Source organism: Rhizobium johnstonii 3841 (assembly GCF_000009265.1).
Classification (GTDB): domain Bacteria; phylum Pseudomonadota; class Alphaproteobacteria; order Rhizobiales; family Rhizobiaceae; genus Rhizobium; species Rhizobium acaciae.
The window spans coordinates 1,351,160-1,374,746 of the sequence record NC_008380.1 but is presented as its reverse complement, the minus strand read 5'-3'; the positions used below and the strand labels follow the sequence as shown (position 1 = coordinate 1,374,746).

The 23,587-nt window shown below is 62.5% G+C and carries 24 protein-coding genes; 8 read left to right on the top strand and 16 right to left on the bottom strand.

What is annotated here, in order from left to right; all coding sequences use genetic code 11:
* The first annotated feature begins 262 nt into the window (after window positions 1-262).
* Entirely contained in the window at window positions 263-1,858 is a 1,596-nt protein-coding gene (locus RL_RS06835; RefSeq protein WP_011651026.1) for an ABC-F family ATP-binding cassette domain-containing protein, read from the top strand.
* A 7-nt stretch (window positions 1,859-1,865) separates the two neighbouring features.
* Here the strand turns inward: RL_RS06835 and RL_RS06830 are convergent, their stop codons facing one another.
* Entirely contained in the window at window positions 1,866-2,363 is a 498-nt protein-coding gene (locus RL_RS06830) for a metal-dependent hydrolase (RefSeq protein WP_011651025.1), read from the bottom strand.
* A 382-nt stretch (window positions 2,364-2,745) separates the two neighbouring features.
* On the opposite strand from RL_RS06830, the gene RL_RS06820 reads away from it, so the two are divergent.
* On the top strand, window positions 2,746-4,272 hold the full coding sequence (locus RL_RS06820; RefSeq protein WP_041936230.1) for an ABC-F family ATP-binding cassette domain-containing protein: 1,527 nt from the start codon (window positions 2,746-2,748) through the stop codon (window positions 4,270-4,272).
* Between the two features lie 163 nt (window positions 4,273-4,435).
* The gene (locus RL_RS06815) at window positions 4,436-5,053 is read left to right on the top strand and encodes an outer membrane protein (protein WP_011651023.1); all 618 of its coding nucleotides are present in this window, start codon (window positions 4,436-4,438) and stop codon (window positions 5,051-5,053) included.
* Window positions 5,054-5,114: 61 nt separating this feature from the next.
* On the opposite strand, the gene RL_RS06810 is transcribed toward RL_RS06815, so the two are convergent.
* From RL_RS06810 to RL_RS06800, 3 genes are all read right to left on the bottom strand, one after another.
* Complete coding sequence (locus RL_RS06810; RefSeq protein WP_011651022.1) at window positions 5,115-5,894, bottom strand: VOC family protein; 780 nt, start codon at window positions 5,892-5,894, stop codon at window positions 5,115-5,117.
* A 79-nt stretch (window positions 5,895-5,973) separates the two neighbouring features.
* On the bottom strand, window positions 5,974-6,438 hold the full coding sequence (locus tag RL_RS06805) for a DUF1579 domain-containing protein (protein WP_011651021.1): 465 nt from the start codon (window positions 6,436-6,438) through the stop codon (window positions 5,974-5,976).
* 34 nt (window positions 6,439-6,472) lie between these two features.
* Window positions 6,473-7,201, bottom strand: a complete 729-nt coding sequence (locus RL_RS06800; RefSeq protein ID WP_011651020.1) for a DUF899 domain-containing protein — start codon at window positions 7,199-7,201, stop codon at window positions 6,473-6,475.
* An 88-nt stretch (window positions 7,202-7,289) separates the two neighbouring features.
* Between RL_RS06800 and RL_RS06795 the strand changes: the two genes are divergently transcribed.
* Window positions 7,290-7,736: a MarR family winged helix-turn-helix transcriptional regulator gene (locus RL_RS06795; protein ID WP_011651019.1), complete on the top strand. Its 447-nt coding sequence runs from the start codon at window positions 7,290-7,292 to the stop codon at window positions 7,734-7,736.
* 367 nt (window positions 7,737-8,103) lie between these two features.
* Here RL_RS06795 and RL_RS06790 read toward each other — a convergent pair whose 3' ends face one another.
* Window positions 8,104-8,526 (bottom strand): organic hydroperoxide resistance protein, encoded by a 423-nt coding sequence (locus tag RL_RS06790; RefSeq protein ID WP_003546481.1) that lies wholly within the window; start codon window positions 8,524-8,526, stop codon window positions 8,104-8,106.
* A 126-nt stretch (window positions 8,527-8,652) separates the two neighbouring features.
* On the opposite strand from RL_RS06790, the gene RL_RS06785 reads away from it, so the two are divergent.
* The gene (locus tag RL_RS06785) at window positions 8,653-9,138 is read left to right on the top strand and encodes a MarR family winged helix-turn-helix transcriptional regulator (RefSeq protein WP_011651018.1); all 486 of its coding nucleotides are present in this window, start codon (window positions 8,653-8,655) and stop codon (window positions 9,136-9,138) included.
* Between the two features lie 55 nt (window positions 9,139-9,193).
* On the opposite strand, the gene RL_RS06780 is transcribed toward RL_RS06785, so the two are convergent.
* From RL_RS06780 to RL_RS06735, 10 genes are all read right to left on the bottom strand, one after another.
* Complete coding sequence (locus tag RL_RS06780; RefSeq protein WP_011651017.1) at window positions 9,194-9,418, bottom strand: hypothetical protein; 225 nt, start codon at window positions 9,416-9,418, stop codon at window positions 9,194-9,196.
* A 226-nt stretch (window positions 9,419-9,644) separates the two neighbouring features.
* Window positions 9,645-9,884 (bottom strand): 30S ribosomal protein S21, encoded by a 240-nt coding sequence (rpsU, locus tag RL_RS06775; protein ID WP_003546477.1) that lies wholly within the window; start codon window positions 9,882-9,884, stop codon window positions 9,645-9,647.
* A gap of 78 nt (window positions 9,885-9,962) precedes the next feature.
* Window positions 9,963-10,247 (bottom strand): hypothetical protein, encoded by a 285-nt coding sequence (locus RL_RS06770; RefSeq protein ID WP_011651016.1) that lies wholly within the window; start codon window positions 10,245-10,247, stop codon window positions 9,963-9,965.
* Window positions 10,248-10,498: 251 nt separating this feature from the next.
* Window positions 10,499-10,708 carry a cold-shock protein gene (locus RL_RS06765; protein ID WP_003546468.1) on the bottom strand — a complete coding sequence of 70 codons (210 nt, stop codon included), beginning with the start codon at window positions 10,706-10,708 and terminating at the stop codon, window positions 10,499-10,501.
* Window positions 10,709-11,036: 328 nt separating this feature from the next.
* Window positions 11,037-11,771: a L,D-transpeptidase gene (locus RL_RS06760; protein WP_003557650.1), complete on the bottom strand. Its 735-nt coding sequence runs from the start codon at window positions 11,769-11,771 to the stop codon at window positions 11,037-11,039.
* A 176-nt stretch (window positions 11,772-11,947) separates the two neighbouring features.
* Window positions 11,948-12,754 carry a L,D-transpeptidase gene (locus tag RL_RS06755; RefSeq protein WP_011651015.1) on the bottom strand — a complete coding sequence of 269 codons (807 nt, stop codon included), beginning with the start codon at window positions 12,752-12,754 and terminating at the stop codon, window positions 11,948-11,950.
* Between the two features lie 189 nt (window positions 12,755-12,943).
* The gene (locus RL_RS06750) at window positions 12,944-13,864 is read right to left on the bottom strand and encodes an alpha/beta hydrolase family protein (RefSeq protein WP_028741585.1); all 921 of its coding nucleotides are present in this window, start codon (window positions 13,862-13,864) and stop codon (window positions 12,944-12,946) included.
* Window positions 13,865-13,980: 116 nt separating this feature from the next.
* Window positions 13,981-15,606, bottom strand: coding sequence for a cisplatin damage response ATP-dependent DNA ligase (locus RL_RS06745; protein WP_011651013.1), 1,626 nt, complete (start codon window positions 15,604-15,606; stop codon window positions 13,981-13,983).
* A 204-nt stretch (window positions 15,607-15,810) separates the two neighbouring features.
* A complete protein-coding gene (locus tag RL_RS06740) occupies window positions 15,811-16,821 on the bottom strand; it encodes a ligase-associated DNA damage response exonuclease (protein ID WP_011651012.1) in 1,011 nt (336 codons plus the stop codon).
* 88 nt (window positions 16,822-16,909) lie between these two features.
* Entirely contained in the window at window positions 16,910-17,716 is an 807-nt protein-coding gene (locus RL_RS06735; RefSeq protein WP_011651011.1) for an alpha/beta fold hydrolase, read from the bottom strand.
* A 104-nt stretch (window positions 17,717-17,820) separates the two neighbouring features.
* Here RL_RS06735 and RL_RS06730 point away from each other — a divergent pair, with 104 nt between their 5' ends.
* On the top strand, window positions 17,821-18,792 hold the full coding sequence (locus tag RL_RS06730) for a glycerophosphodiester phosphodiesterase family protein (protein WP_011651010.1): 972 nt from the start codon (window positions 17,821-17,823) through the stop codon (window positions 18,790-18,792).
* A 105-nt stretch (window positions 18,793-18,897) separates the two neighbouring features.
* Here the strand turns inward: RL_RS06730 and RL_RS06725 are convergent, their stop codons facing one another.
* Window positions 18,898-21,195 (bottom strand): sensor domain-containing protein, encoded by a 2,298-nt coding sequence (locus RL_RS06725; RefSeq protein WP_011651009.1) that lies wholly within the window; start codon window positions 21,193-21,195, stop codon window positions 18,898-18,900.
* Window positions 21,196-21,450: 255 nt separating this feature from the next.
* Between RL_RS06725 and RL_RS06720 the strand changes: the two genes are divergently transcribed.
* Window positions 21,451-22,818, top strand: a complete 1,368-nt coding sequence (locus RL_RS06720; RefSeq protein WP_028741591.1) for a TIGR03808 family TAT-translocated repetitive protein — start codon at window positions 21,451-21,453, stop codon at window positions 22,816-22,818.
* A 101-nt stretch (window positions 22,819-22,919) separates the two neighbouring features.
* Window positions 22,920-23,585, top strand: a complete 666-nt coding sequence (locus RL_RS06715; RefSeq protein WP_011651007.1) for a glutathione S-transferase family protein — start codon at window positions 22,920-22,922, stop codon at window positions 23,583-23,585.
* Window positions 23,586-23,587: the final 2 nt, after the last annotated feature.

Genomic DNA, 23,587 nt, shown 5'->3' with positions numbered 1-23,587 from the left:
CCGCGACCTCTCCGTCTCCCGTCGGCCCCGCGCATGGCACGTCCCCTCTCCCCGTTTTTACGGGGAGAGGGTTAGGGTGAGGGGCAATCTCAGGACGAAGCCGCCGAGAAAAACGGGGCGGAAAGTCGGCTGTTTTGCTTGAACCCGCAGCCTTTATTCCCTAAATGATCTACCATCGACCAATTCAACAGGATGTGTGCCGCAATGGATTTCAACCCGATCGCAACGCCAGTTCGCCTTGCCAACGGGGACATCCATATCCATGCCTGCATCCATCACCCTCTCCCAAATTTCATGGTCCGCACCTGACGGGCGGCCGCTTTTTTCCAATCTCGACCTGAGTTTCGGGGCGGAGCGTACCGGTCTGGTCGGGCGCAACGGCGTCGGCAAGACCACGCTGCTCAAACTCGTCTCCGGTGAGATACAGCCGCATTCTGGGACGGTATCCGTCGGCGGCAGCCTCGGCGTGCTGCGGCAGAGCGTTCAGGTGGCGCCTGAGGAAACGATCGCCGATCTCTTCGGCGTGACCGATGCGCTCGCTATTCTTCGCCGCGCCGAAGCCGGCCAAGCAACAGCCGACGAGCTTGCATCGGCGGACTGGATGCTGGAGGCGCGCGTCGCCGCGGCGCTCAATCGGACAGGGCTCGACGCGCTGCCGGAGACGCCACTTGCGGCACTCTCCGGCGGGCAGCGCACACGTGCCGGGCTGGCGGCGCTGATCTTCACCGAACCGGACTTTCTGCTGCTCGACGAACCCACAAACAATCTCGACCGCGAGGGCCGCGACGCGGTGATCGCGCTGATGGCAGCCTGGCGGGCCGGCGCCATCATCGTCAGCCATGACCGGGAACTGCTCGAAAGCGTCGACGCGATCGTCGAACTGACGTCGCTTAGTGCCACGCGCTTCGGCGGCAACTGGAGCCATTATCGCGAGCGCAAGGCTCTCGAGCTCGCGGCGGCACAGCATGATCTCACTGAAGCCGAAAAACGCATGGCCGAGGTGGCGCGGAAGGCGCAGGCGACGGTGGAGCGTCAGGCGCACAGAGACAGCGCGGGCCGGAAGACGGCGGCCAAGGGCGGCATTCCACGCATCATGCTCGGCGGCATGAAGGAGCGGAGCGAAACGACGGGTGGCGACAATGCCCGTCTCGCCGACCGCCGGCGCGCGCAAGCAATGGAAGAGGCAACAGCAGCGCGCGAGAAGATCGAGATTCTGCAGCCCTTGTCGGTCACACTGCCGCCGACCGGGCTGCCCGCCAGCAAGATCGTGCTGAAGATGGATGGCGTGACATCGGGCTACCAGCCTGATGATCCCGTCATACGCGATCTCTCCTTCGATGTGACGGGACCCGAGCGTATCGCCGTCACCGGCCGCAACGGCTCGGGCAAGACGACCTTGCTGGCGCTCGTTACCGGCGCTCTGAAACCCTGGGCCGGCACGGTCAGCGTCATGACCGACCTCTCGATGCTTGATCAGAAGGTCAGCCTTCTCGATCCGTCGGCCTCGATCCGCGATAATTTCCGTCGGATCAATCCGCAGGCCGATGAAAATACCTGCCGGGCGGCGCTTGCCCGCTTCATGTTCCGGGCCGATGCCGCGCTGCAGACCGTATCGACGCTGAGCGGCGGGCAATTGCTGCGCGCCGGCCTTGCCTGCGTCCTCGGCTCGGCACCGCCGCCGCTGTTGATCCTCGACGAGCCGACCAACCATCTCGACATCGACTCGATTGCCGCCGTCGAGGCCGGACTGCGCGCTTTCGATGGAGCGCTGCTCGTCGTCAGCCATGACGAGACGTTCCTCGATAGCATAGGGATAACACGGCGGCTGGAGCTGCCTTCCGCCGATCCGGCGGGATAATTCCGGCTCACGCTCGTTCTGCGCTTCGAACACGACGGTTGCGGCGAACGGCAACGATCAACGCCGTCGCACAGATCAGAAGTTCCAGACCGAAGGTCCAGTGCAGCATGAAACTGATGACCCAGTTGCTGTAGGCCGCCGGCACCGTCGTCAGCTCGAATTTGGACCAATCAAATGGTGCCAGCCAGAGCATCGGCGCGGCGACCGTATCCATGATCATGTGGAGCATGACGGCCGCGAAAAAGACGGCGGCCGCGGGAAACCAGCGCGGCGCCAGCCGTCCGACGGCCGGCAGAGCCACAACGGCGAGAGCAAGCCAGAACAGCGGCCAGTGGGAGACATAGTCGTGATGATGGACCTTGCCGCCGGTCAGAAAGAAATAGACCATGTCGAAATCCGGAAGCGCGCTACCGACCAATGCCGCAGCCACGATGCGGGACGCAGCGGATCGCTGCCGCGCGGCGCTCGCCAGAATGTAGCCTGCCGGCAAATGGGCAATGAGCATGCGTCTTGTTCTCCCGGTCGGCCCAGAGGAATCCTCTATGCACGGTTTGTGGTGGAAATCGGCGCACGTCCGGCTCCCTTGCCTCTTTTTGCGGGCAATGTTATTGGAATCCCGCAAGCTTTTGAGAAAGGAGGATCACGCAATGCAATATTATTTTCGGTTTAATCGCCAGCGTGGTCCCGTCAACGCCCTGCAAATGCGTTTGCAGGGCTGACCAGAGACCGTTTCTCGACATCTCTTCCTGGTCTGCCCTTCGTGGCCAATGCGGCGCCGTAGCTGACAGCGCGCATTCCTCTCATTTCCCGGGTCCGAACCGCGCAATCCCGTGATGGCTGAACGCCCCGGACCGCGCTTGATACCCGGTCAAGACCAGAGAACGATCATGACACTCATCAATATCCGCAATCTCGGCGTGACGCTGGGCAATCCCTTGTTTTCCAAGCTCAATCTCGTCGTCAACGCCGGCGACCGCATCGGCCTCGTCGCCGCCAACGGGCGGGGGAAATCGACGCTGCTTGCCTGCATCACCGGCGCGCTGGAGCCGAGCGAGGGCGAGATCACCAAGGCGCGCGGGCTGACCGTCGGCCATGTCGCGCAAAATGTGCCCCCTGCCCTTTTCGACACGCCGTTCTACGATGCGGTGCTGCAGGCGTTGCCGGCCGACCAGGCCGAAAGCGAGAGCTGGCGGGTCGACGTGGTGCTGGAGTCGCTCGACGTGCCGGAGGCCATGCGCGGCCGGCTGCTGAAGCAGTTGAGCGGCGGCTGGCAGCGGCTTGCCATGCTTGCCCGCACCTGGGTAAGCGAACCCGACGTGCTCCTGCTCGACGAGCCGACCAATCATCTCGACCTCGAAAAGATCGCGCAGTTGGAGGCCTGGCTGAATGCGCTGCCGCGCGACGTGCCGGTCATCCTGTCCAGCCACGATCGCGCCTTTCTCGATGCGACGACCAACCGGACTCTGTTCCTGCGGCCCGAGCAATCGCCGGTCTTCGCCCTGCCCTATACAAGGGCGCGCGCCGCCCTCGACGAGGCCGACGCTTCCGAAGCCCGGCGCTACGAGCGCGACATGAAGGTGGCGGAGCAATTACGCAAGCAGGCCGCCAAGCTCAACAATATCGGCATCAACTCCGGCAGCGATCTGCTCGTCGTCAAGACGCAGCAACTCAAGCAGCGGGCGGAAAAGCTGGAGGACGCGGCAAAACCGGCGCATCTGGAACGCTCGGCCGGCGCCATCCGGCTTGCCAATCGCGGCACCCATGCCAAGGTGCTGGTGACGCTGGAGGATGCGGCGGTGACGACGCCGGATGGAACGCTGCTGTTCAAGACCGGCCGGCAGTTCATCTGCCAGGGTGACTGCATCGTGCTGCTCGGCCTCAACGGCGCCGGCAAGTCGCGGCTGGTGTCGATGCTGAAGCAGGCGATCGAAAGACCCGAGACGGCGCGGGACAGCATCAAGGCGACGCCTTCGCTGGTACTCGGCTATGGCGACCAAGCGCTTGCCGATCTTGCCGACACCGACACGCCGATCGGCACGATCATCCGCCGCTTCGATGTCGGCGACCAGCGGGCGCGGGCGTTGCTGGCGGGCGCCGGCATGACGATCGACATGCAGGCAAAACCGATCGGCCAGCTCTCCGGCGGCCAGAAGGCCAGGCTCGGCATGCTGGTGCTGCGGCTGACGGAGCCGAACTTCACCCTGCTCGACGAACCGACCAACCACCTCGACATCGACGGACAGGAGGCGCTGGAGAGCGAGTTGATGGCGCACGAAGCGAGCTGCCTGCTGGTCTCGCACGACCGCAGTTTCGTGCGGGCGGTGGGAAACCGATTCTGGCTGATCGAGAGGAAGCGGCTGGTGGAGGTAGAGAGCCCGGAAGGGTTTTTCGCTTCGGTGGGATCAGGCGCGTGATGGGCGACGGGGCGTGCCGCGCCGCCCCGTCCTTTGCGAGGGTTCGCAACAAATCTCAATGTTAAAGGACACTCCGCAACACCGGCGCGGGGCATGGTTTCTTGAGAGCCGAGTGTCGCAATCGCTCTCTCGGCTTTTCTTCCCATGAACACGAGGCATCTCCATGCATATCAGATTAGTCGCCTGCGCCGCCCTGACGCTTTCCGTTGCCGTTCCTGCCGTTGCCGCTGATCTCACCTATGAAACGCCGCCGGCGCCGTCCGCCGGGCAAGTATCTTCGGCCTATGACTGGTCGGGCTTCTATCTCGGCGCCCAGGGCGGATATTCCTGGAGCCAGGCAACGATCCTCGGCTCGGATCAGGATATCGACAGCGGCACATCCGGCCTGCATGCCGGCTATAATTTCCAATCTGGAAATATCGTCTACGGCATCGAGAACGACTTTAACTACAACTTCGAGAAAAATGACAATGCGAACCTCGAATGGGATGCTTCCGGCCGAGCTCGGGTAGGTTACGCTTGGGATCGAACCCTGTTCTTTGCAACGGCAGGCGTGGCAGCCGGCGGCGGCAAGGTCGACATTCCCGCCGCTGGAAAGAAGGACGGCATCCTGATCGGCTGGACGGCCGGCGGCGGCATCGAACATGCGGTCACCGACAATATCCTGGTGCGCGCCGAATATCGCCATTCCGATTTCGGCAACAAGGACTTCGGATCGACCATCGGTGAGGTCGGCGCCACGCAGGACAAGGTCCTCTTCGGGACCAGCTACAAGTTCTGACGGAAAGGCAGCGGCGGCAGCCTTATGAGGGTCCTGCCGCACGCTGCCACGCCTAGAAAACCTACCGCTTCGGCGCGACCAGGCAGAAGAAGGCGCCTTGTGGGTCGGTGGCCTGGATGATCCAGCTGCCGCCGGGGACTTCCATCGGGCCGTTGACGACCTTGCCGCCGCCTGAGGTGACACGTTCGATCGCGGCGTCGAGGGTCGGCACGATGAAATAATAGCACCAGAAGGTCATCGGCATGTTTTCCGGCTTGGTCATCATGCCGCCGGTCTGCCGGCCGTTATGGGCGAAAAGATAATAGACACCCATCGGGCCCATGTCGAATTCACTGTCCTTCGTCCAGCCGAACAGCTTGGAATAGAAGGCCAGCGCCTCTTTGCCATTGCCGGCATAGAGTTCGCGCCAGCCGATATTGCCGGGTGCGTCGAAGGCCAATTCCGGCATGGGCTTCTCCATCGGCGCCGGCGTCATGATGCAGAGCACCGCGCCATGCGGATCGGCGACGACGGCGAAGCGGCCGATGGTCGGGATGTCGTCCGGCGGACGGCGGACCGAACCGCCATTGGCGGCGAAATCCTTGGCCGACTGGTCGACGTCGTCGACATCGACATAACCCGTCCAGTTCGGTGGAATGCCCTTGCCTTCGAGTTCGGCCGGAAATTCCATCAGACCGGCTACGCCGACGCCGTTCGCCTCGAAGATCGTATAGGTGGGCATGCCCTCCATTTTCATTTCGGAGGTGGTCCAGCCGACGACCGAGCTATAGAATTTCGCGGCAGCCGATGTGTCGGGGGTCATCAACTCGCACCAGATGAACTTTCCATGCGTCTCAGACATCATACTCTCCCTTTTTCGACGCCCTTTTGCCAAGGCCTCTTTTTCGAAACCTCCTTTTCAAGGTTGAGCGCCGCGATTGTCAGATCTTGCGGGCGTAATGTGCTTCCATGAACTGCTTCCAGGAACCGTCAGGCTGCTTGGCGCTGGAGATGAAGGTGCGGTGATCGGCGTCGGTGAAGATGATCTGCTCGCGATAATCGGCAAGCCCCTCGCTGTTGAAGTCGGGACCTGTCGTATAGAGGTCCAGCACATTGCCTGACGCGTCGAGCTCGCCCTCATAGACCCACATATAGTCCATCATGCTGCCGATCCAGCTGCCGACGTATTTGCTTTTTGCGGCGTTGTAGCCGAGCGTCAGGATGCTGGTCGCCTCTTTGCCATCAGGCATGCGGCCGGTCCCTTCGGCGACGAACCAGATGCCGTGCAGTGAGCGGACGGTTTCCGTCCAGGGCTCGCTACCCGTCATGTCGGGTGCGGTGACGGTCCAGTTGCCGACCAGTCTTTCCAGGAAGGAATGTTCCTTCAGCACTTCAGCGGTCTTCATCGTCCTCTTCTCCCTTGAGCGCTGGTGGCGTTTGTCAGTGACAGCAGGATGGCGCCTTGGCGGCCTCCTCATATTCGTCGTGGCGTCGCACGAAATTCATCGTGCTGTCCTCGTTGCGGCCCTTCGGCGCGCGGTCGAGCATCATCAGGGTGCCGATCAGTTCTTCCGGCCCGCGGGCATAACTCGAATAGGTATGGAAGACCTCGCCCTTGTCGTTGCGGTAGAAAGCGCTGAGGCCCGGCAGTTCGTCATTGGCATCAGCGGGCTGCATAGGTGTGAAATTGTAAAACACCTTGTCTTTGGCAAGATCCTCGGGGCTGAAAGAAACGTGATAATCGAAATTGAAATCGCTGCCGAAGGAAGAGACCCAGGGAAATTGCCAGCCCATGCGCTGCTTGTAGGCGGCGATCTTGTCGAGCGGCGCGCGCGAAACGGCGACCCAGGTAACGTCATGATGGTTCAGATGCGGCAGGGCGCCATCGACATGATCCGACAGGAAGGAGCAGCCGGTGCAGCCGGCATCCCAATCCGGGCCAAGCATGAAATGATAGATCAGCAACTGGCTGCGGCCGTCGAAGAGATCGGCGAGCGACTTCCTGCCGTCGGGCGTTTCGAAGACATAATCCTTGTCGACCTTTACCCAGGGCATCGCCAGACGGGCGGCGTTGACGCTGTCGCGCAGCCGCGTCGCCTCCTTCTCCTTTGCCAGCAGGGCACGGCGGGCTTCGAGCCATTCTTCGCGGGAAACAACCTCGTTCTGCATGAAATGCGCCCTCCTCCGGCGCTTGCCGGTGAAGCCGGCTCATCTCCTTCTCCTTGACTAAATACATTGATATCAATAGAAATGGAGCATGTCAAATTCGATCGAGATTCCCTTTTCCACGACGCTGATGGTGCGCGACACCTGCCTCTGCCTGCATGTGCAGCGGGCGGCGCGCGCACTTGCCCGGCTGTTCGACGACGCGCTGAGGCCGGCAGGGCTGACCAACGGGCAGTTTTCGCTGATGATGTCGCTGAACCGGCCCGAGCCGCCGCCGATGGGACCGGTCGCCGCCCTGCTCGCCATGGACCAGACGACGCTGACGGCGGCGCTGAAGCCGTTGCAGCGCAAGGGCTGGGTAAAGGTGATGGAGAACCCCAGAGACAGGCGCGGCCGGCTGCTGAGCCTCACCCCTGACGGCAAGGCGGTGCTGGCGAAAGCACTGCCGATCTGGGAATGCACACATGCGATGATTGACGGAAAGCTGCCGGAAGGCGGCGCAGCCCGGCTGCGGGAGGATCTGCAGGCGCTGTCATAAATGACGATAGAAACGCCGGGGCCGGCCGGGCTGAACGCCGACCTCGTCACGGCGGACGGGCAACGGACGAATAGAGCAAGCCGATGGCGATCCAGCTCGCTCCGATGGCTGCCCCTCACCCTAACCCTCTCCCCGTAAAAACGGGGAGAGGGAACGTGCCCCGCGAGAGGCCTGTGGGGGAACGGAGAGGTCGCGGGATATCCCCTTCGCCCCGCGAGCGGGGAGAAGGTGGCGGCAGCCGGATGAGGGGCTGACCTCACCGATTTCCTGGGCTGGGCTGTACTGCGTTCGTCTCAGGAGCAGAAGCGCGACGGTGTCCGGTCGAAGACAGAAGCTGCTCCCGCACTTTTGCTGGGAATTGCCCCGATCAGGCGACGGTGACCGGGACTTCGGTCGAGGTGCGCATGGCGTGGCTATAAGGGCAGACGATGTGGGCTGCGGCTGCGAGCTTTTCAGCGGTCTCGCGGTCGAGACCCGGGATGTTGACTGTCAGCGCCACTTCGATGCCGAAGCCGCCGCCATCTTCACGCGGGCCGATGCCGACCTTGGCGGAGACCGTCGTGTCCTCGGGAATCTTGACCTTCTGCTGGCCCGCGACAAATTTCAATGCACCGAGGAAGCAGGCGGAGTAGCCAGCAGCGAAAAGCTGTTCGGGATTGGTACCGGTTGCGCCGTCACCACCGAGCTCCTTGGGAACGGTCAGCGTCACGTCCAGAACGCCGTTTTCGGAAACGGCGCGGCCCGCGCGACCGCCGGTGGCAGAGGCTTTGGTCGTATAGAGAATAGGCATGACAATCTCCTTTGGTTGAGCCCTTCGATCGGGTTGGATTTTTATTATCGCACAATTAAATTGTACGCAAGTGAATTTTGCAAATTGCATTTCGGATTCGAAAAGAGGACAATCAGCGTCTCAGGGATGATGGATATGAAAGCGCAAACGACGAAGACGATGGAGATACCGCAAGAGGAGAAGCGGCTGGAAAAGCAGTTGTGCTTCGCGGTCTACGCGACAGCGCATGCTTTCACCCGCGCCTACAAGCCCATCCTCGACAGGGTCGGCCTGACCTATCCGCAATATCTGGTGATGCTGGTGCTGTGGGAACGCGGCGAACTGCCGGTCAAGACGATCGGCGAGCAGCTGGATCTCGATTCCGGCACGCTGTCGCCGCTGTTGAAACGGCTGGAACAGAGCGGGCTGCTCAAACGCATCCGCGACCTGCGCGACGAACGGCAGGTGATCGTGTCGCTGACCCCGCAAGGTGAGGCAATGAAGGGGGAGATCGATACGATCATGGGGGCGATCGGGCAAGCCGCAGGCTGCACGCTTGAGGAAATGGCCGAGATGCGCGACATGCTGCATCGGCTGCGGGGCAATCTCGGGCGGGCCAGCACGAGCGGCTGAACGCATTCACCCCGTAGAGCCGGCACCCGGTAGAGCCGGCGTGCGCGCCGAGAAATCAGGGCCGCGGCTTAGCCGGCGACCGGCGCTTCTTCGCAGGCGCCGCCTTAGGTTCAGCATCGGCCTCCTGCTGCAAACGCAGCGCTTTCAGCTTCTCCGTCTTCTTGTCACGGGCCGATGCCTCGGCGGCGATAATGGCGCGTGCCGTGTGATCGGTCGCTTCCGCCTTGTCGCGAGACGAAAGCTTGGCGGGATTGAAGAATTCTCCCTTGGTGGCGGTCATGTGCCCCTTTCCCAGGTGATGGCGGCTCTACTGCATAGTTCCTCAAATCGGAATCGGTTCAAGGAATTATGCTGAAATGCAAGTGTTACAGCCCCCTTGCGCGTCTGGAAAAGACGCGCGGCGCTGCAAGCCATGGCTCCACGGCAGAAACCATGATTCACGGCTGAACCGTGATTGCCGCGGTTAATCCGTGATGCCACGGTAGGCCGTGATGCCACGCCCGGAATTAGCGGGTGGGGCGCAGAACCTTCTTCGGTGCCGGCAGCAGACCTTCGCGCTGCAGCTTCTTGCGGGCAAGCTTGCGCTGGCGGCGAATGGCCTCGGCCTTTTCGCGGGCGCGCTTCTCGGACGGCTTTTCAAAGGCGCTGCGCGCCTTCATTTCCCGGAACAAGCCTTCCCGCTGCATCTTTTTCTTGAGTACGCGGAGCGCCTGATCGACATTGTTATCTCTGACGAGTACCTGCAAAACGATATCCTTCCTGTTGCGGCGGCGAGGCCGCACTGTCCAAAATAAAAAACCCGGGCCAAAATAAAAAACCCGGAACTACTTCCCGATTTTAATGCTCGAAAACTTCAGCCAGGGCTCGGCGCCGTCGGACTTGGCCGCCGCCTCGGGGGAAGCCCTCGACGGAGATTCACCGGTATCGATGTCGGCCTCAGTGATGCGGCGCTCGAAATTCTCCGCGTCGAACTGGACGCGATATTGCACATGCCCGTGGTCGTTGGGCAGGATGCTGGAGATCCGGCACCGCTTGTCGGCTTTCGCCGTGCGGGTAAGGCCGGATTTCAGCACGATCATGTCGCCGACTTCATAGTTTGGTCTGCCCATTTCAGCGTCCCTTCGACTCTTCGGCTGCTCAATCGGTCAATCAGAACGACCGGGGGTCACTCAGGAACGACCGGGCATTCCGCAAAAGCCTGCGATCAAAGCAAAAAGGCCGGGCTGGTACCCGACCTCTTCCAGTCACTCAGCCCGCCGCCGGTATCGGTAGCTCGCTGCCAGTACATCCGTGGTCAGCTTGCTGCCAGCACATGGCCAGCCCGCTGCCATATTCATGGTCAGCAGAGGCGAATGACAAATCATGCGGCCTGAAGGTTGTCGGCCGAATTCTTGCCGGACTTCTTGTCGCGGACGAGATCGTAGCGGATCTTCTGACCTTCAACGAGTTCGCGCATGCCGGCGCGTTCGACCGCTGAAATATGGACAAAAACGTCCGTAGAACCATCATCGGGCTGAATGAAGCCAAAACCCTTGGTGCCATTGAACCACTTTACGACGCCTGAATTCATAACGATCTCCTTTTCAACCGTTTGTGTTCGCCTGCGGAAAGATATCCGACAAGCCGTATCGATGTTGAGAGGATATCTGACGGAGCGCTCAAGCGCGTGGACAAAGGTCGCAAGCAATTCGATACGCACCATGTAGGATATTTACCGAATTAAGCAATGGTATTTCGGAAAATAATTCTCTCGCGGGCGCAAAATGAAGCTCTTGCCCCCCGGGGAAAGCACCCTTTTCCCCAGGGGCAAAGCACCCTTTTCCCCGGGGCAAAGCAACCGCTTGCCCGGGAAAAGCGATCGATCCGAGGCGGCCGGATTGCGGCCGCCTCGGTGACGATCATTGCCAGACGACGATGGGCGCCTTGGTGGGAACGCGGTCGTAGAGATCGATGATATCCTGGTTCATCAGCCGCACGCAGCCTGACGAGACGGCCTTGCCGATCGAGCGCCAATCGGGATTGCCGTGCAGGCGGTAGAGCGTGTCCTCTCCGTTCGAGAAGATATAGAGCGCGCGGGCGCCGAGCGGGTTCTTCAGACCCGGCTCCATGCCGCCGTTCTCGATCGAATATTTGACGAGTTCCGGCTGGCGGGCAACCATCTCGTTCGGCGGCTTCCAGCGCGGCCATCTCTGACGCCACTGGATGACGCCCGACCCCTGCCAGGCGAAACCCTCGCGGCCGATGCCGACGCCGTAACGCATCGCCATGCCATCGCCCTGGACGAGATAGAGGAAGCGCGACGGCGTATCGACGACGATGGTGCCGGGGGGCTGGCCGGTGGGATCGACGACGCGCTGGCGATAATAGCGCGGATCGATCTGCTCGTAGGGAACGGCTGGAATGAGAAAGCCGCCGTCTTCGATGGGGCCATACATGACGGCAAGCTCGGCCCCACTCGGCACGCTCGACGCACCCGGGGACTGGAACAGGCGCATGGGCGAACGGTAAGTGATCGTCGTATCGCCTGATGTCACGGTGTTGGCTGAGGAGGCGCAGCCGGCAAGCGCGGAGGCTGCGGTCAACGCCGAAAAGGAAAGAAAGCTGCGGCGGGAAAGATGTCTATCGAAGCTCATGACGCGGGACTGATTTCCTCTGATGCGGGAAGCCGGACGAGACGCCGGTTAAACCGGTGATTCGTCCAATGCCGATAACAAGATCAAAAGATCTATCGGCTTGCGTTAAATAAACCATAGCTTCACGCAGACGTGTCCAGCCTGGAGCAGACGATATGGGCCGCGCTGTTGCAGCGCTACATCACAACGATCTCGGCCCTGGCAGGAACGCGGTCGTAAAGATCGATGACGTCCTGGTTCAGCATGCGCACACAGCCCGACGAGGTGGCCTTGCCGATCGACTGCCAGTCGGGTGTACCGTGGACGCGGTAGAGCGTATCCTGCCCGTCTTTGAAGATATACATGGCGCGGGCGCCGAGCGGATTCATCAGCCCCGGATTCATGCCGCCATTCTCCGCCCCGAACGGGCGGACTTCAGGCTGGCGCGAGACCATTTCGACCGACGGCGTCCAGCGCGGCCATTTCTGCTTCCACTGGATGACGCCGCGGCCCGACCAGGCGTAACCGTCGCGGCCGAGGCCGACGCCATAGCGCATCGCCTTGCCGTTGCCCTCGACGAAATAGAGGAAATGCGTCTTGGTATCGATGACCACGGTGCCGGGACGCTCGGTCGTCTGATAATCGACCTCCTGGCGCAGGAACTGCGGCTGCACACGGCTGACCGGGATCGCCGGCAGGGTGAAATCCTCGTCACGCTGCTGTCCGTACATCGCCATATGCACCGGATTGGTCACCGGCAGGCCATAGGTCTGGTGGAACTGGGTCTTGTAGAGTTCGCGCGTCTGCGGCACCGGCTGATCAGGGATCGGCCGCACCCGGCGCGGATCGACGCCGGGCGGCTGATAGAAGACCGGCGAAGTTTCCTGGACGAAGCGGGCGGGCGAATCGGCGGCGACATCGGGAATGAGGATGTTGCAGCCGCTCAGCGACGCAACCGCAATCACGAGCCCGGCAAACGGGAAGACCCGGCGCAGAAAATTCATGGAACCACCCTTATCAACGATCGGCGAGACAGCGATATCTGCCGGAACGATGGCATCTGCGGCTGGCGCGAAGCTGGCGTTGGGGTGGGAAAGGCAAGATCAGGAAACGATGAGCCCGCCGCCATCGGTGGCGGGATCGCGGATCAATCATCCGTCACACTTAATCGCTTTCGCCGGTAACGGCGAAACTCAGGCCGCCACTCCGTGAAAGAAGCGGATGCTCTGTTCGATCTCGGCCGGCAGCGCCGAGGTGTGATTGCCGGCGACGGTTTCCGTTTCGATATGAACGCCGGCGCCGCGGGCGCGGCGGGCCAGCAGATCGGCGCGGTCGTTGAAATGCGGCTCCTCGGTGCCGTGGACCACGCGGACCGGGCATTTGAAGCTGTGGGCGTAACACAGCGCCGAACGCACCTCGAATTCATGCGCGTTGCTATCGTCGAAACGGATGTCCTGCGGATAGCGGTTGAAGAAGCGGAAGGCATCGGGGTTGCCTGAAATCGGTGCAGCGGCGCGGAATTTGTGGGTGGTCATCGCCGTCAGCATGGTCAGCGTGCCGCCGATGCTATGGCCGGCGATGAACAGGCGCTCGGGATCGACCCCCGGCAGATGCGCCAGGCGCTCGGTGGCGGCGAGCACGTCGTCGACCTCGTCGTAGAAGCCGGAGAAATTGCCCATCTGGCCGTTTTCACCGCGCAACGACGGCATCATCACGACGTAACCAGCATCCATATAGGGCTTCATCAGCTGCCAGTGGCCGATGCCCATGGCGTTGCCACCGTGCAGGAAGAGCACCGCCGGCCTGGCGGCGCGCTCGCGCTTGTATTTCGAGACCCAGGCCGCCAGTTCCAGCTCGCCGTAACCCGAGCGGTAGAAGATCTTGTCGGCATCGGCAGGCGCATTGAGCGGTTCGTATTTGTCGGGCGCCGGGCCCTTCTGCAAAAGCTTGGTGCGGAACTGGTGGCGGACCTTGGCATAGTCGCGCTTGGCAAGGCGCGGCTCGTCCGGGACATCGAAAGCGGCCGCCATGCGCGGCAGGATAAGTGCACCGGCGAGACCCGCCAGCACGGCACGGCGCTGGAGGAAAAGGGAATTTCGTTCACGCGAGCTCATAACGCAGCATCCATCATTTCCCCGGCACGCAGAATCTGCACCGGAAGATCGTTGCCGCCAATACACATGCTGTTGAAAATATTGCCCTGCGTCATTGTTGCGCAGGGCTTGCAACTTCACGCCGGCTTGGCCTCGATCATGGCGATCAGCGTGCGCAGCCGGTCGGCCTCGTAGGAGGGTTTGTCGGGGCGAAGGCGGGCGATGCGGGGGAAGCGCATGGCGACCCCCGATTTGTGCCGGGTCGAACGGTTGATGCCCTCGAAGGCCACTTCGACGACGAAGCCGAAATCCTTGTCGGCGCGCACCGCGCGCACCGGGCCGAAACGCTCGGTGGTATTGTTGCGCACAAATTTGTCGAGCACCTCGAGCTCGGCATCGGTGAAGCCGAAATAGGCCTTGCCGACGGGCACCAGCTGTTCGCCGTCCTCGTCATCGGCCCAGACGCCGAAGGTGAAATCGGAATAGTAACTGGAGCGCTTGCCGTGGCCACGCTGGGCATACATCAGCACCGCATCGACATTATAGGGGTTGCGCTTCCACTTGAACCAGGGGCCTTTCATGCGGCCGGCCTGGTAGACGCTGTCGCGGCGCTTGATCATCACGCCTTCGATGACCGGATCGGGCGGCGCGGCGCGCAGAGTATCGAGCTCTTCCCACGACGAGAACAGCACGAGCGGCGAGAGATCGAAACGGTCGTGCGGGGCGCGGTCGATGATCTCGGTCAGCCGATCGCGGCGATCGACATAGGTGCGGCCGCGGACATCGTCGTCGCCATCGAAGAGCAGGTCATAGGTACGGATGAAGGCGGGGTAATCGCCAAGCATCTTTGCCGTCACCGTCTTGCGGTTCAGGCGCTGCTGCAGGTCGGAGAAGGTGCGGGTCGGGCTGTTGGAGCGGGCGGTGCCGCCGACCAGCAGCTCGCCGTCGACGACGCCGGAAAAACTGATTGCGTCGAGAATATCGGGAAAGGCGCCTGATATGTCGTCGCCGGAGCGGGAATAGATCTTGCGCCTGTCGCCGGAGCGGGAGAGCTGGACGCGGATGCCGTCCCATTTCCATTCGGCGGCATAATTCACTGGATCGAGACCGGTCAGATCCCCCTCCTCCACCGCATTGGCGAGCATGACGGAGTGGAAGATCGCCGGGGTGGCCAGCACCGGCTTTTCGCCGCCATCCGCCAGCCATTCGAACAGCGTCTCATAGGGCGGCTGCAGGCCATGCCAGAGGGTTTCGATCTCGGTGACGTCCTTGTCGCCGAGATCGGCGAGCGCCTGCTTGGCAAGGCGGGCGGAAACGCCGATGCGCATGGCGCCGGTGGCAAGCTTGATGAAGGCGAAACGGCCGGACGAATCCAGCCGGTCGAGAAGATCGCGGACGTAGCTGCGCACTTCGGTGCGGCCGAGGGCATTCATACCGGTGACGACCTCGCCGAGACGCGGCTGGGCAAGTGCCGAGCGGTCGATATCCCTCTCATTGTCCCAGACCAGCGAGATGGTTTCGGCAAGATCGCCGACATAGTCGTAGGAATAGCGAAACAGCACCTCGTCCATGCGCTCCAGCACCAGCTCGCGCAGCATGGCGGGCTTGACGTTGCGCACCTCCAGCGTGCCGGCAATGGCGGCAAGGCCGTAGCCGCGGTCCGGATCCGGCGTGTCGCGAAAATAGTCGGTGAGCAGCTTCAGCTTGCCGTTGCGGCTGGGGGTCAGCACCAGGCGGTCGAGGAGATCGGCGAAGGCTTTCATGGGTGCATCCCGCCCTGGGACCAAGGCCCCTCCCCAACCCCTCCCCACAAGGGGGAGGGACTTAACGCGCGGCCCTCGCCGCATTCATCTTCCAGCGCAGGGCATGCAGCAGGCCTAGTTTGCGAGGCGGCGCCACGGGTTAGCCCCTCCCCCTTGTGGGGAGGGGTTGGGGAGGGGTTTGGGCGCAGGTTGCAGCTCATCTCCTCAATCCCCCTCATCCTCATAACCCACCAGATGCAGCGGCTTCGCCTTGATGCCCTGCAAGTGGCACCAGCGCACCAGGGCCTCCTCGCGGCCATGCGTCACCCAGACCTCGGCCGGATGCAGTTCCCGGATCGTTTCGGTCAGTTCCGGCCAGTCGCAATGATCGGAGATGACGAGCGGCAGTTCGACGCCGTGCTGTTTGGCGCGCTGGCGCACCATCATCCAGCCGGAGGCGAAGGCCGGCAGCGGCTCGTTGAAGCGCCGGGCCCAGCGGTCGGCGAAGGCCGATGACGGGCCGATGACGACCGCCCCCCTGAAGGCGGACTTGTCGCGGCTTTCGATCGTCGCCGGCAGCAGCTCGCCGAGATCGATGCCCTGCTCGATGTAATAGTCGCAGAGTTTTTCCATGGCGCCATGGATGTAAATCGGTTCGGCATAACCGGCATCGCGCAGCAGCCGGATGACGCGCTGGGCCTTGCCGAGGGCATAGGCGCCGACGAGATGGGTACGCTCGGGAAATTGCCGCAGCGATGCCAAGAGCTTGGCCGTCTCGTCCATCGGATCGGGATGATGGAAGACCGGCAGGCCGAAGGTCGCCTCGGTGATGAAGACATCGCAGGCAACCGGCACATAGGCGGCGCAGGTCGGGTCGGGGCGGCGTTTGTAGTCGCCGGAGACGACGATGCGGGTGCCGTTCTTCTCGATGGCGATCTGAGCGGAGCCGAGCACATGGCCGGCCGGGTGAAAACTTACCTTGACGCCGTTGACCAGCAGCTCCTCGCCGAAGGCTGCCGCCTGCTCGCTGGCGCAGAAACCGTCGCCGTAACGCAAGCGCATGATGTCGAGCGTCTGGCGGGTGGCAAGCACGTTCACATGGCCGGGGCGGGCATGGTCCGAATGGCCGTGGGTGACGAGCGCCTGCTCGACGGGCCGCACCGGATCGACATAAAAGCCGCCTTCCGGGCAATAGAGCCCCTCCGGGGCGGGATAAAGCAGCGCATCAGGTCTCATGAAAAGAGAGATAGCGGGAAATGGGCGCGAGGCCAGAGGGCGGGAAGAAGGGACTGGCGAATGCGCCGCGGCTGAACGCCGGCGATCGTCACGACCCTATTCCATCGAGGAAGGATTCCACAGCGGCATTAAATTGCGACGGCCGCTGCAGCGGCGCGAAATGGCTGACACCGTTGAGATAGATCATCTCAGCGTTCGGAATGCTGCGGGCAAGATATTCGGCATGGTCCGGCTTGATGAATTCGTCGTGCTCGGCAAGCACGATCGCGACCGGCACGCGGATCAGGCCCAAGTCGGCGGCCTGATAATTCGGCTCCGTTCGCATCATCAGGCTGACCGCTTCGACGAATGGATTAAAATCATCCGGCGTGGTGGAAAGCGCCGCATAATCCTTGGCGTGTCGGCTGAAGCATCGGTCGATGACCGGGGTCGGAACGAATTCCCGCGTGCCGCTCGGATCCATGTTGCAGGCGAAGAAGAAGACGCCCTCGACCCGGGACGGCGCCGCCATGGCGAGGATCAAAGCGATGCAGGCGCCGTCGCTCCAGCCGACGATCGCAGCCTTTTCGACATGCAGTGCGTCCATGACGGCGAGCACATCTGAAGCCATCAGCTCATAGCTATAAGGACGGGAATCGCGGGTGCTTCTTCCATGGCCGCGGCTGTCGATCAGCACGACGCGGCGGCCGCGGCGCAAGAGTGCCGGGACTTGGTGGCCCCAGTTGCCACTGTGGCCGAGGCCGCCATGCAGCAGAATGACGGGTGGGCCAGAGCCATAGCTCGCATACCAGATGCGGGCGCCGTCATGCGCGACATGCCCTTCGACCACGGCCGGCGGCAACGGGGCGGCGCCATGCGCTTCGAAATGGATGAGCTCGTCGTCGTCAAATTCCATAGCGATCAGACTCATTGTTGCCACAGCATAGAAAAGCCGGAAAACAGCCCAAGAACAACCAGAATCGCTTTCTAACCCTTGCGATGCAACCAGGGGGATCGGCATTGGGCAGGAAGCTTTTCTATTGCGCGGCGGCGATCGCGCTCGCTTCGGCGGGCATTTACCTCACCAATACAAGCCTGCTTGCCGAACATCGGCCGGGAAAACCGGTGCTGCTCGCCCATCGCGGCATCGCCCAGCGGTTCGACGAAACCGATCTCAAGAACGACACCTGTACGGCAAGCCGCATGCTGCCGCCGAAACACGACTATCTGGAAAACACCATCCCGTCGATGCAGGCAGGCTTTGCGGCCGGCGCCGATATCGTCGAGATCGACGTGCATCCGACGACGGATGGGCAGTTCGCCGTCTTTCACGACTGGACGCTCGGCTGCCGAACCGACGGGCACGGCGTCACGCGCGAGCATTCGATGGCTGACATGAAGAGGCTCGACATCGGCTATGGTTACACCGCCGATGGCGGCAAGACCTTTCCCTTTCGCGGCCGGGGCATCGGCATGATGCCGACGCTTGCCGAGGTGCTGTCGAGTTTTCCGGATCGGCGCTTCCTCATCAACATCAAGAGCCGCGATCCTTCCGAGGGTGAAAAGCTCGCCGCCGTGCTCAACAGGCTTTCCATTGAGCGACGGGCCGAGATCATCGTTTATGGCGGCGACGAGCCGATCGACGTGCTCCGCCGGCTCGTGCCCGATATCAAGACCGCCTCGCGCAAGAGCCTGAAGGGCTGCCTGTTCGGCTACATCGGCTATGGCTGGACCGGCCTGCTGCCGGAGGAATGCAGACATGCGATGATGCTGGTGCCGATCAATATCGCGCCGTGGCTCTGGGGCTGGCCGGATCGTTTTCTCGACCGGATGGCGGATGCCGGGACCGAGGTTTTCGTGCTCGGCCCCTATCGCGTCAGCGATTTCTCCACAGGCATCGACGACCCCTCGCAACTGGCGCGGCTGCCTGAGGACTATGCGGCGGGCATATGGACCAACGAGATCGAGGCGATCGGCAAGCTTGTCAAATAAGGTTTGAAAGACCTCACATCGACCTGATCGATGCGACGTCTTTCAATGTTTCCTTTTGTGCATGTCTTTCTCCCAAAACCGCTGCACACTTTTGAGCGACATGCACTAGAGACTACGCGCCCGCAGCAATGCCGGGATCTCCTCCGGCGAAACCGGTTTGGAGAAGCGGAAGCCTTGCGCCTCCTCGCAGTGCGCCTGGCGCAGGAAATCCATCTGGGCGTCGGTTTCGACGCCTTCGGCGAGAACCGAGAGCTTCAGCGTCTGCGCCAGCGAAATGACCGCCGAGGCGATGGCGACGGCGGTCTTGTCGCCCGGCAGGGCCTCGACCAGCGAGCGGTCCATCTTCAGGCGATCGAAGGGGAAGGTCTTCAGCGCCGCCAGGCTGGAATAACCGGAGCCGAAATCGTCGATCGACAGGCGCACGCCAAGCCCCCGCAGCGTTTCCATCATGGCGAGCGCCCGTTCGGCATTCTGCATCACCACGCTTTCGGTGACCTCCAGCTCCAGCCAGCGGGACTGCAGGCGGTGGCGCTCCAGCGCCTCGGCGACATGGGTTGCGAAATCCGGATCGGCGAACTGCTTGGCCGAGACGTTGACGGCGATCGTGAGCGGCGCCAGGCCCATTTCCTGCCAGTGGCGCGCCTGGCGGCAGGCCTCGTTCAGCACCCAGAGGCCGAGGGGAACGATGAGGCCGGTCTCTTCGGCGAGCGGAATGAAATTGACCGGCGGCACCCTGCCCTTTGCCGGATGGTTCCAGCGCACCAGCGCCTCGAGCCCGGTGATGCGGCCGGTGGCGACATCGACCTGCGGCTGGTATTGCAGGAACAGCTGGTGGCCGGTGATCGCCTGGTGCAGCTCCTCCTGCTCGCCGAGCGGCATTCCCACAGGCGTGCCGCCGCCATCGTGATGCTGCAATGTGTTGCGGCCGAGTTCCTTGGCGCGGTACATGGCGCGGTCGGCATTGGCCAGAAGCTCTTCCGAGGTCGCGCCATCGAAGGGGAAGGCGGCAACGCCGATGCTCGAGGTGACGGTGATCTCGCCGTTCGCGCCGCGGATCGGCCGGTTGATCGCCTTTTGCAGATCGCGAAGGCGGCGTGTGATGCCGGCATCATGGCTCGACTGGTGGACGAGCACCACGAGGAATTCGTCGCCGCCGAGGCGCACTACCATATCGGACGCCCTGACGCTGTTGGCCATGCGGGCGGCGGTCTCTTTCAGAACCTCGTCGCCCGCGGCATGGCCGCGGCCGTCGTTGATGTCCTTGAAATTGTCGAGATCGATATAGGCCACGGTCACCTTGCGGTTGTTGCGCCGGGCCTGGTCGAGGATGCTCGCCAGCCGCTCCTTGAGGAAGGCGCGGTTCGGCAGGCCCGTCAGATCGTCATGATGGGCCATGAAATGGATGCGGTCGTCGACACGTTTGCGCTCGATGGCGATGCCGGCGATATGGGTGGCAAGCGCCACCAGCGTCATCTCGTGCTCGGTGGGACGGCGGACTTCCCGGGAATAGAGCGCGAACGTGCCGAGCACGTTGTTCTGCGAGGTGGCGATCGGCGTCGACCAGCAGGAGCGGAAGCCGAACGGCGCGATCATCGCGCGGAAATCCTCCCACAGCGGATCGATCGTCACATCCTCGACGATCACCGTCTGGCCGCGCCACACCGCAGTGCCGCAGGAGCCGACCTTGGGGCCGATCGTGACGCCATCGATCAGGCGGCTGTAGCCGCCGGGCAGATTGGGAGAGGCGCCGTGATAGAGCCTGGTGCCCTCGCCGTCGAGCAGCAGCACCGATCCGTCAATCCCATCCAGCTGCGCCTCGATCATCAGCACGAGGGCCTCGAGGATCATTGGCAACGGCTCGTTGCGGGCGATCATTTCGAGCAGGCTCGCCTGGCCGCGATGCAGATCCTCCTGGCGCTTGCGTTCGGTGATATCACGGGAAACGCCGATCAGGCCGACGATCTCGCCGCGATCGTTGCGCAGCGGTATCTTCGAGGTCAGCCGGCATATCGGTCTTCTGCTGCCGGGAAGGACGTAGGATTCCTCCATGTCGATGCGGGCTTCGCCCGTCGCCATGATCTGCTGCTCGATGTCGAAATGGCGGCGCGCCGTCTCGAAATCGAACAGGTCGAAGTCGCGTTTGCCGGTGATCAGATCGGCGCGCTCCAGGCCGAGGCTGCTGGCGGTGACGGCGTTGGCGAAGACGAAGCGGCTGTCACGATCCTTGACGTAGAGGAAATCCGGAAGTTCGTGGACGATCGCCTTGAGGCGCAGGTTCTCGATGCCCTCGGAGAGGTGGTGGGCGGTCGATGCCATCATTGCCTCCGTCGCGGCGACGATGCGTCGCGTTTCGGCCGTCAGGGCATCGGTTGATTCCCATCGCCTGGCACCCAATTCGTGCATGATGCCATTCTCCCCGCCGGCCGAAGGCCGTATCCCGCACTCGTCATCATTGAAATTCCCTTCAAAGTAGTCCTCATTTCCTTCGGCTTGCTTAAATGAAAGGGTGAACAAGACGACAATATAAGCGGCGAGATCCTGCCGTCGGCCTCGGCCATAACGGCAATTTCATTCGCCTTCGCCCAGCCTGTGCCAAAAGAATGCATGCCCGCCTGGCACGTTTCCTGCTACGGGCGCGTTATGACAAGTGATCCCCGGATGCCCTCACGCCGCGACATGCTTTTCTTTTTTGCCGCCTCGGCCGTTGCGGGAGGGGCTTCGCGCACGCTTGCCTCGCCGCTGACTGCGGCCGCTCAGCCCGATCTGCGCGGGGCGATCGACGCGGTGGACTATCGCGCCATTCCCGAAAGCGGCAACCGCAAGACCCGCAACCTGCAGCAGATGATCGAACAGGCGGCGCGCGAGAACGTGCCGGTGTTCCTGCCGCCCGGCACCTACCGGGTCTCCAATCTCACCCTGCCCGACAATACGCGCATATCAGGCGTGCCGGGCGCCTCGCGGATCGTCTATACCGGCGAAGGCCATCTGTTTTCGGCCGAGAACGTGCGGCGCATCGAGCTTTCCAATCTCGTCATCGACGGCGGCAACCGCAGACTTGGCGACTATGCCGGCGGGCTTTTGCAGTTTACCGGTGTCGACGAGGTGCTGATCGACAATTGCGAGATCGGCGGCAGCCGCAAGCACGGGCTGCAACTGGAGCGCTGCGGCGGGCGGATCGAGCGCAGCCGCATTTCGGGGGCTGCCCAATCCGGGCTTTACGCGGTGGATTCCACCACCCTCTCGGTCACCGGCAACACGGTTTTGGATTGCGGCAATGGCGGCATCCTGGTGCATCGCTGGAAAAAGGCGGAGGACGGCACTGTCGTCTCCGGCAACCGCATCTCCAATATCCGCGCCAATGACGGCGGCACCGGGCAAAACGGCAACGGCATCAACATCTTCCGCGCCGACGGCGTGATGGTAATGAACAACCAGATCTCCGATTGCGCCTTCACGGCGATCCGCGCCAATTCGGCCTCTGACATCCAGATCAGCAGCAATCAGTGCCGGCGTTCCGGCGAGACGGCGATCTATGTCGAATTCGCCTTCGAGGGCGCCGTCGTTTCCGCCAATATGATCGACGGGGCGGCAAACGGCATCTCGATCGCCAATTTCGACGAGGGCGGCCGGCTGGCGAGCGTCACCGGCAATGTCGTGCGCAACCTGACGCTGCGCGGCCCCTATCAGCACGAGGTCGGCTTCGGCATCGGCATCGCGGCGGAGGCCGACACGCTGATTTCAGGCAATGTGATCGAAGGCGCGCCGCGCTGGGGCCTGCAGATCGGCTGGGGGCCGTATCTGCGCAACGTCGTTGTGACAGGCAATGTGGTGCGCAAGGCGCCCGTGGGATGCGCCGTTTCGGTCGCCGATGGCGCGGGGACTGCCGTCATCACCGACAACGTGTTCCAGGAGACCTCCGAAGGGGCGGTGCTCGGCTTTCAGTGGGAGAAGAAGGTCTCCGGCGAGATGGCGGGCGGCGGCTCGCCCTATGCGCAGTTGACCGTGGAGCGGAACCGCGTTTCGTAAAGGGCATCAAAAGCTTTCATCGTCCCATCAGCAACAAGGACTTTTCCAGGATCGGTACGGCATCTACGGTCCCTCGGGATAACATCGAGGGGATATCGTTCATGCTGACAATCTACGGGGTCTATCGATCGCGTGCGTCTCGCGTCTACTGGATGGCGGAGGAGCTCGGGCTCGCATTCCAGTCGGTGCCCGTGCTGCAGGCAAGGCGGCTGGCAGAACCGCTCTCAGCGGAGGCGCCCCTCAATACGCATTCGCCAGATTTCATCGCCGTCAATCCGATGGCGCAGATCCCCAGCATCAGGGACGGCAACTTCGTCATGCACGAGTCGCTGGCGATCAATCTTTACCTCGCCCGTAAACATGGCGGACCGCTTTCCGGCCAAACCGTCGAAGAAGACGGATTGCTGACGATGTGGACGGTCTGGGCGGCTTCGCAGGTCGAGCCGCTTACGGTGAAGATCGTGCTCACTTATGATAACGGGCTCGAAAACAGCGAAGGCGGCCAGCAGACGATCGCGGTTTCCTGCCGGTCGCTGCGCAGGCCGCTGGCGGTTCTCGAAAACCACCTTGCCGGCCGGCAATGGATCGTCGGCGACCGCTTCACCGTCGCCGATCTCAACCTCGCCGAGGTGCTGCGCTACGCCCAGACCGAAGAGGCGCTTTTCCAAGCGCATCCGAATATCAAAGCCTGGATCGAGCGCTGCCAGTCCCGCCCGGCCTATAAGGCGATGCAGGCAGCACGGGCCAAGGAACCGATCGAGGTGTGAGG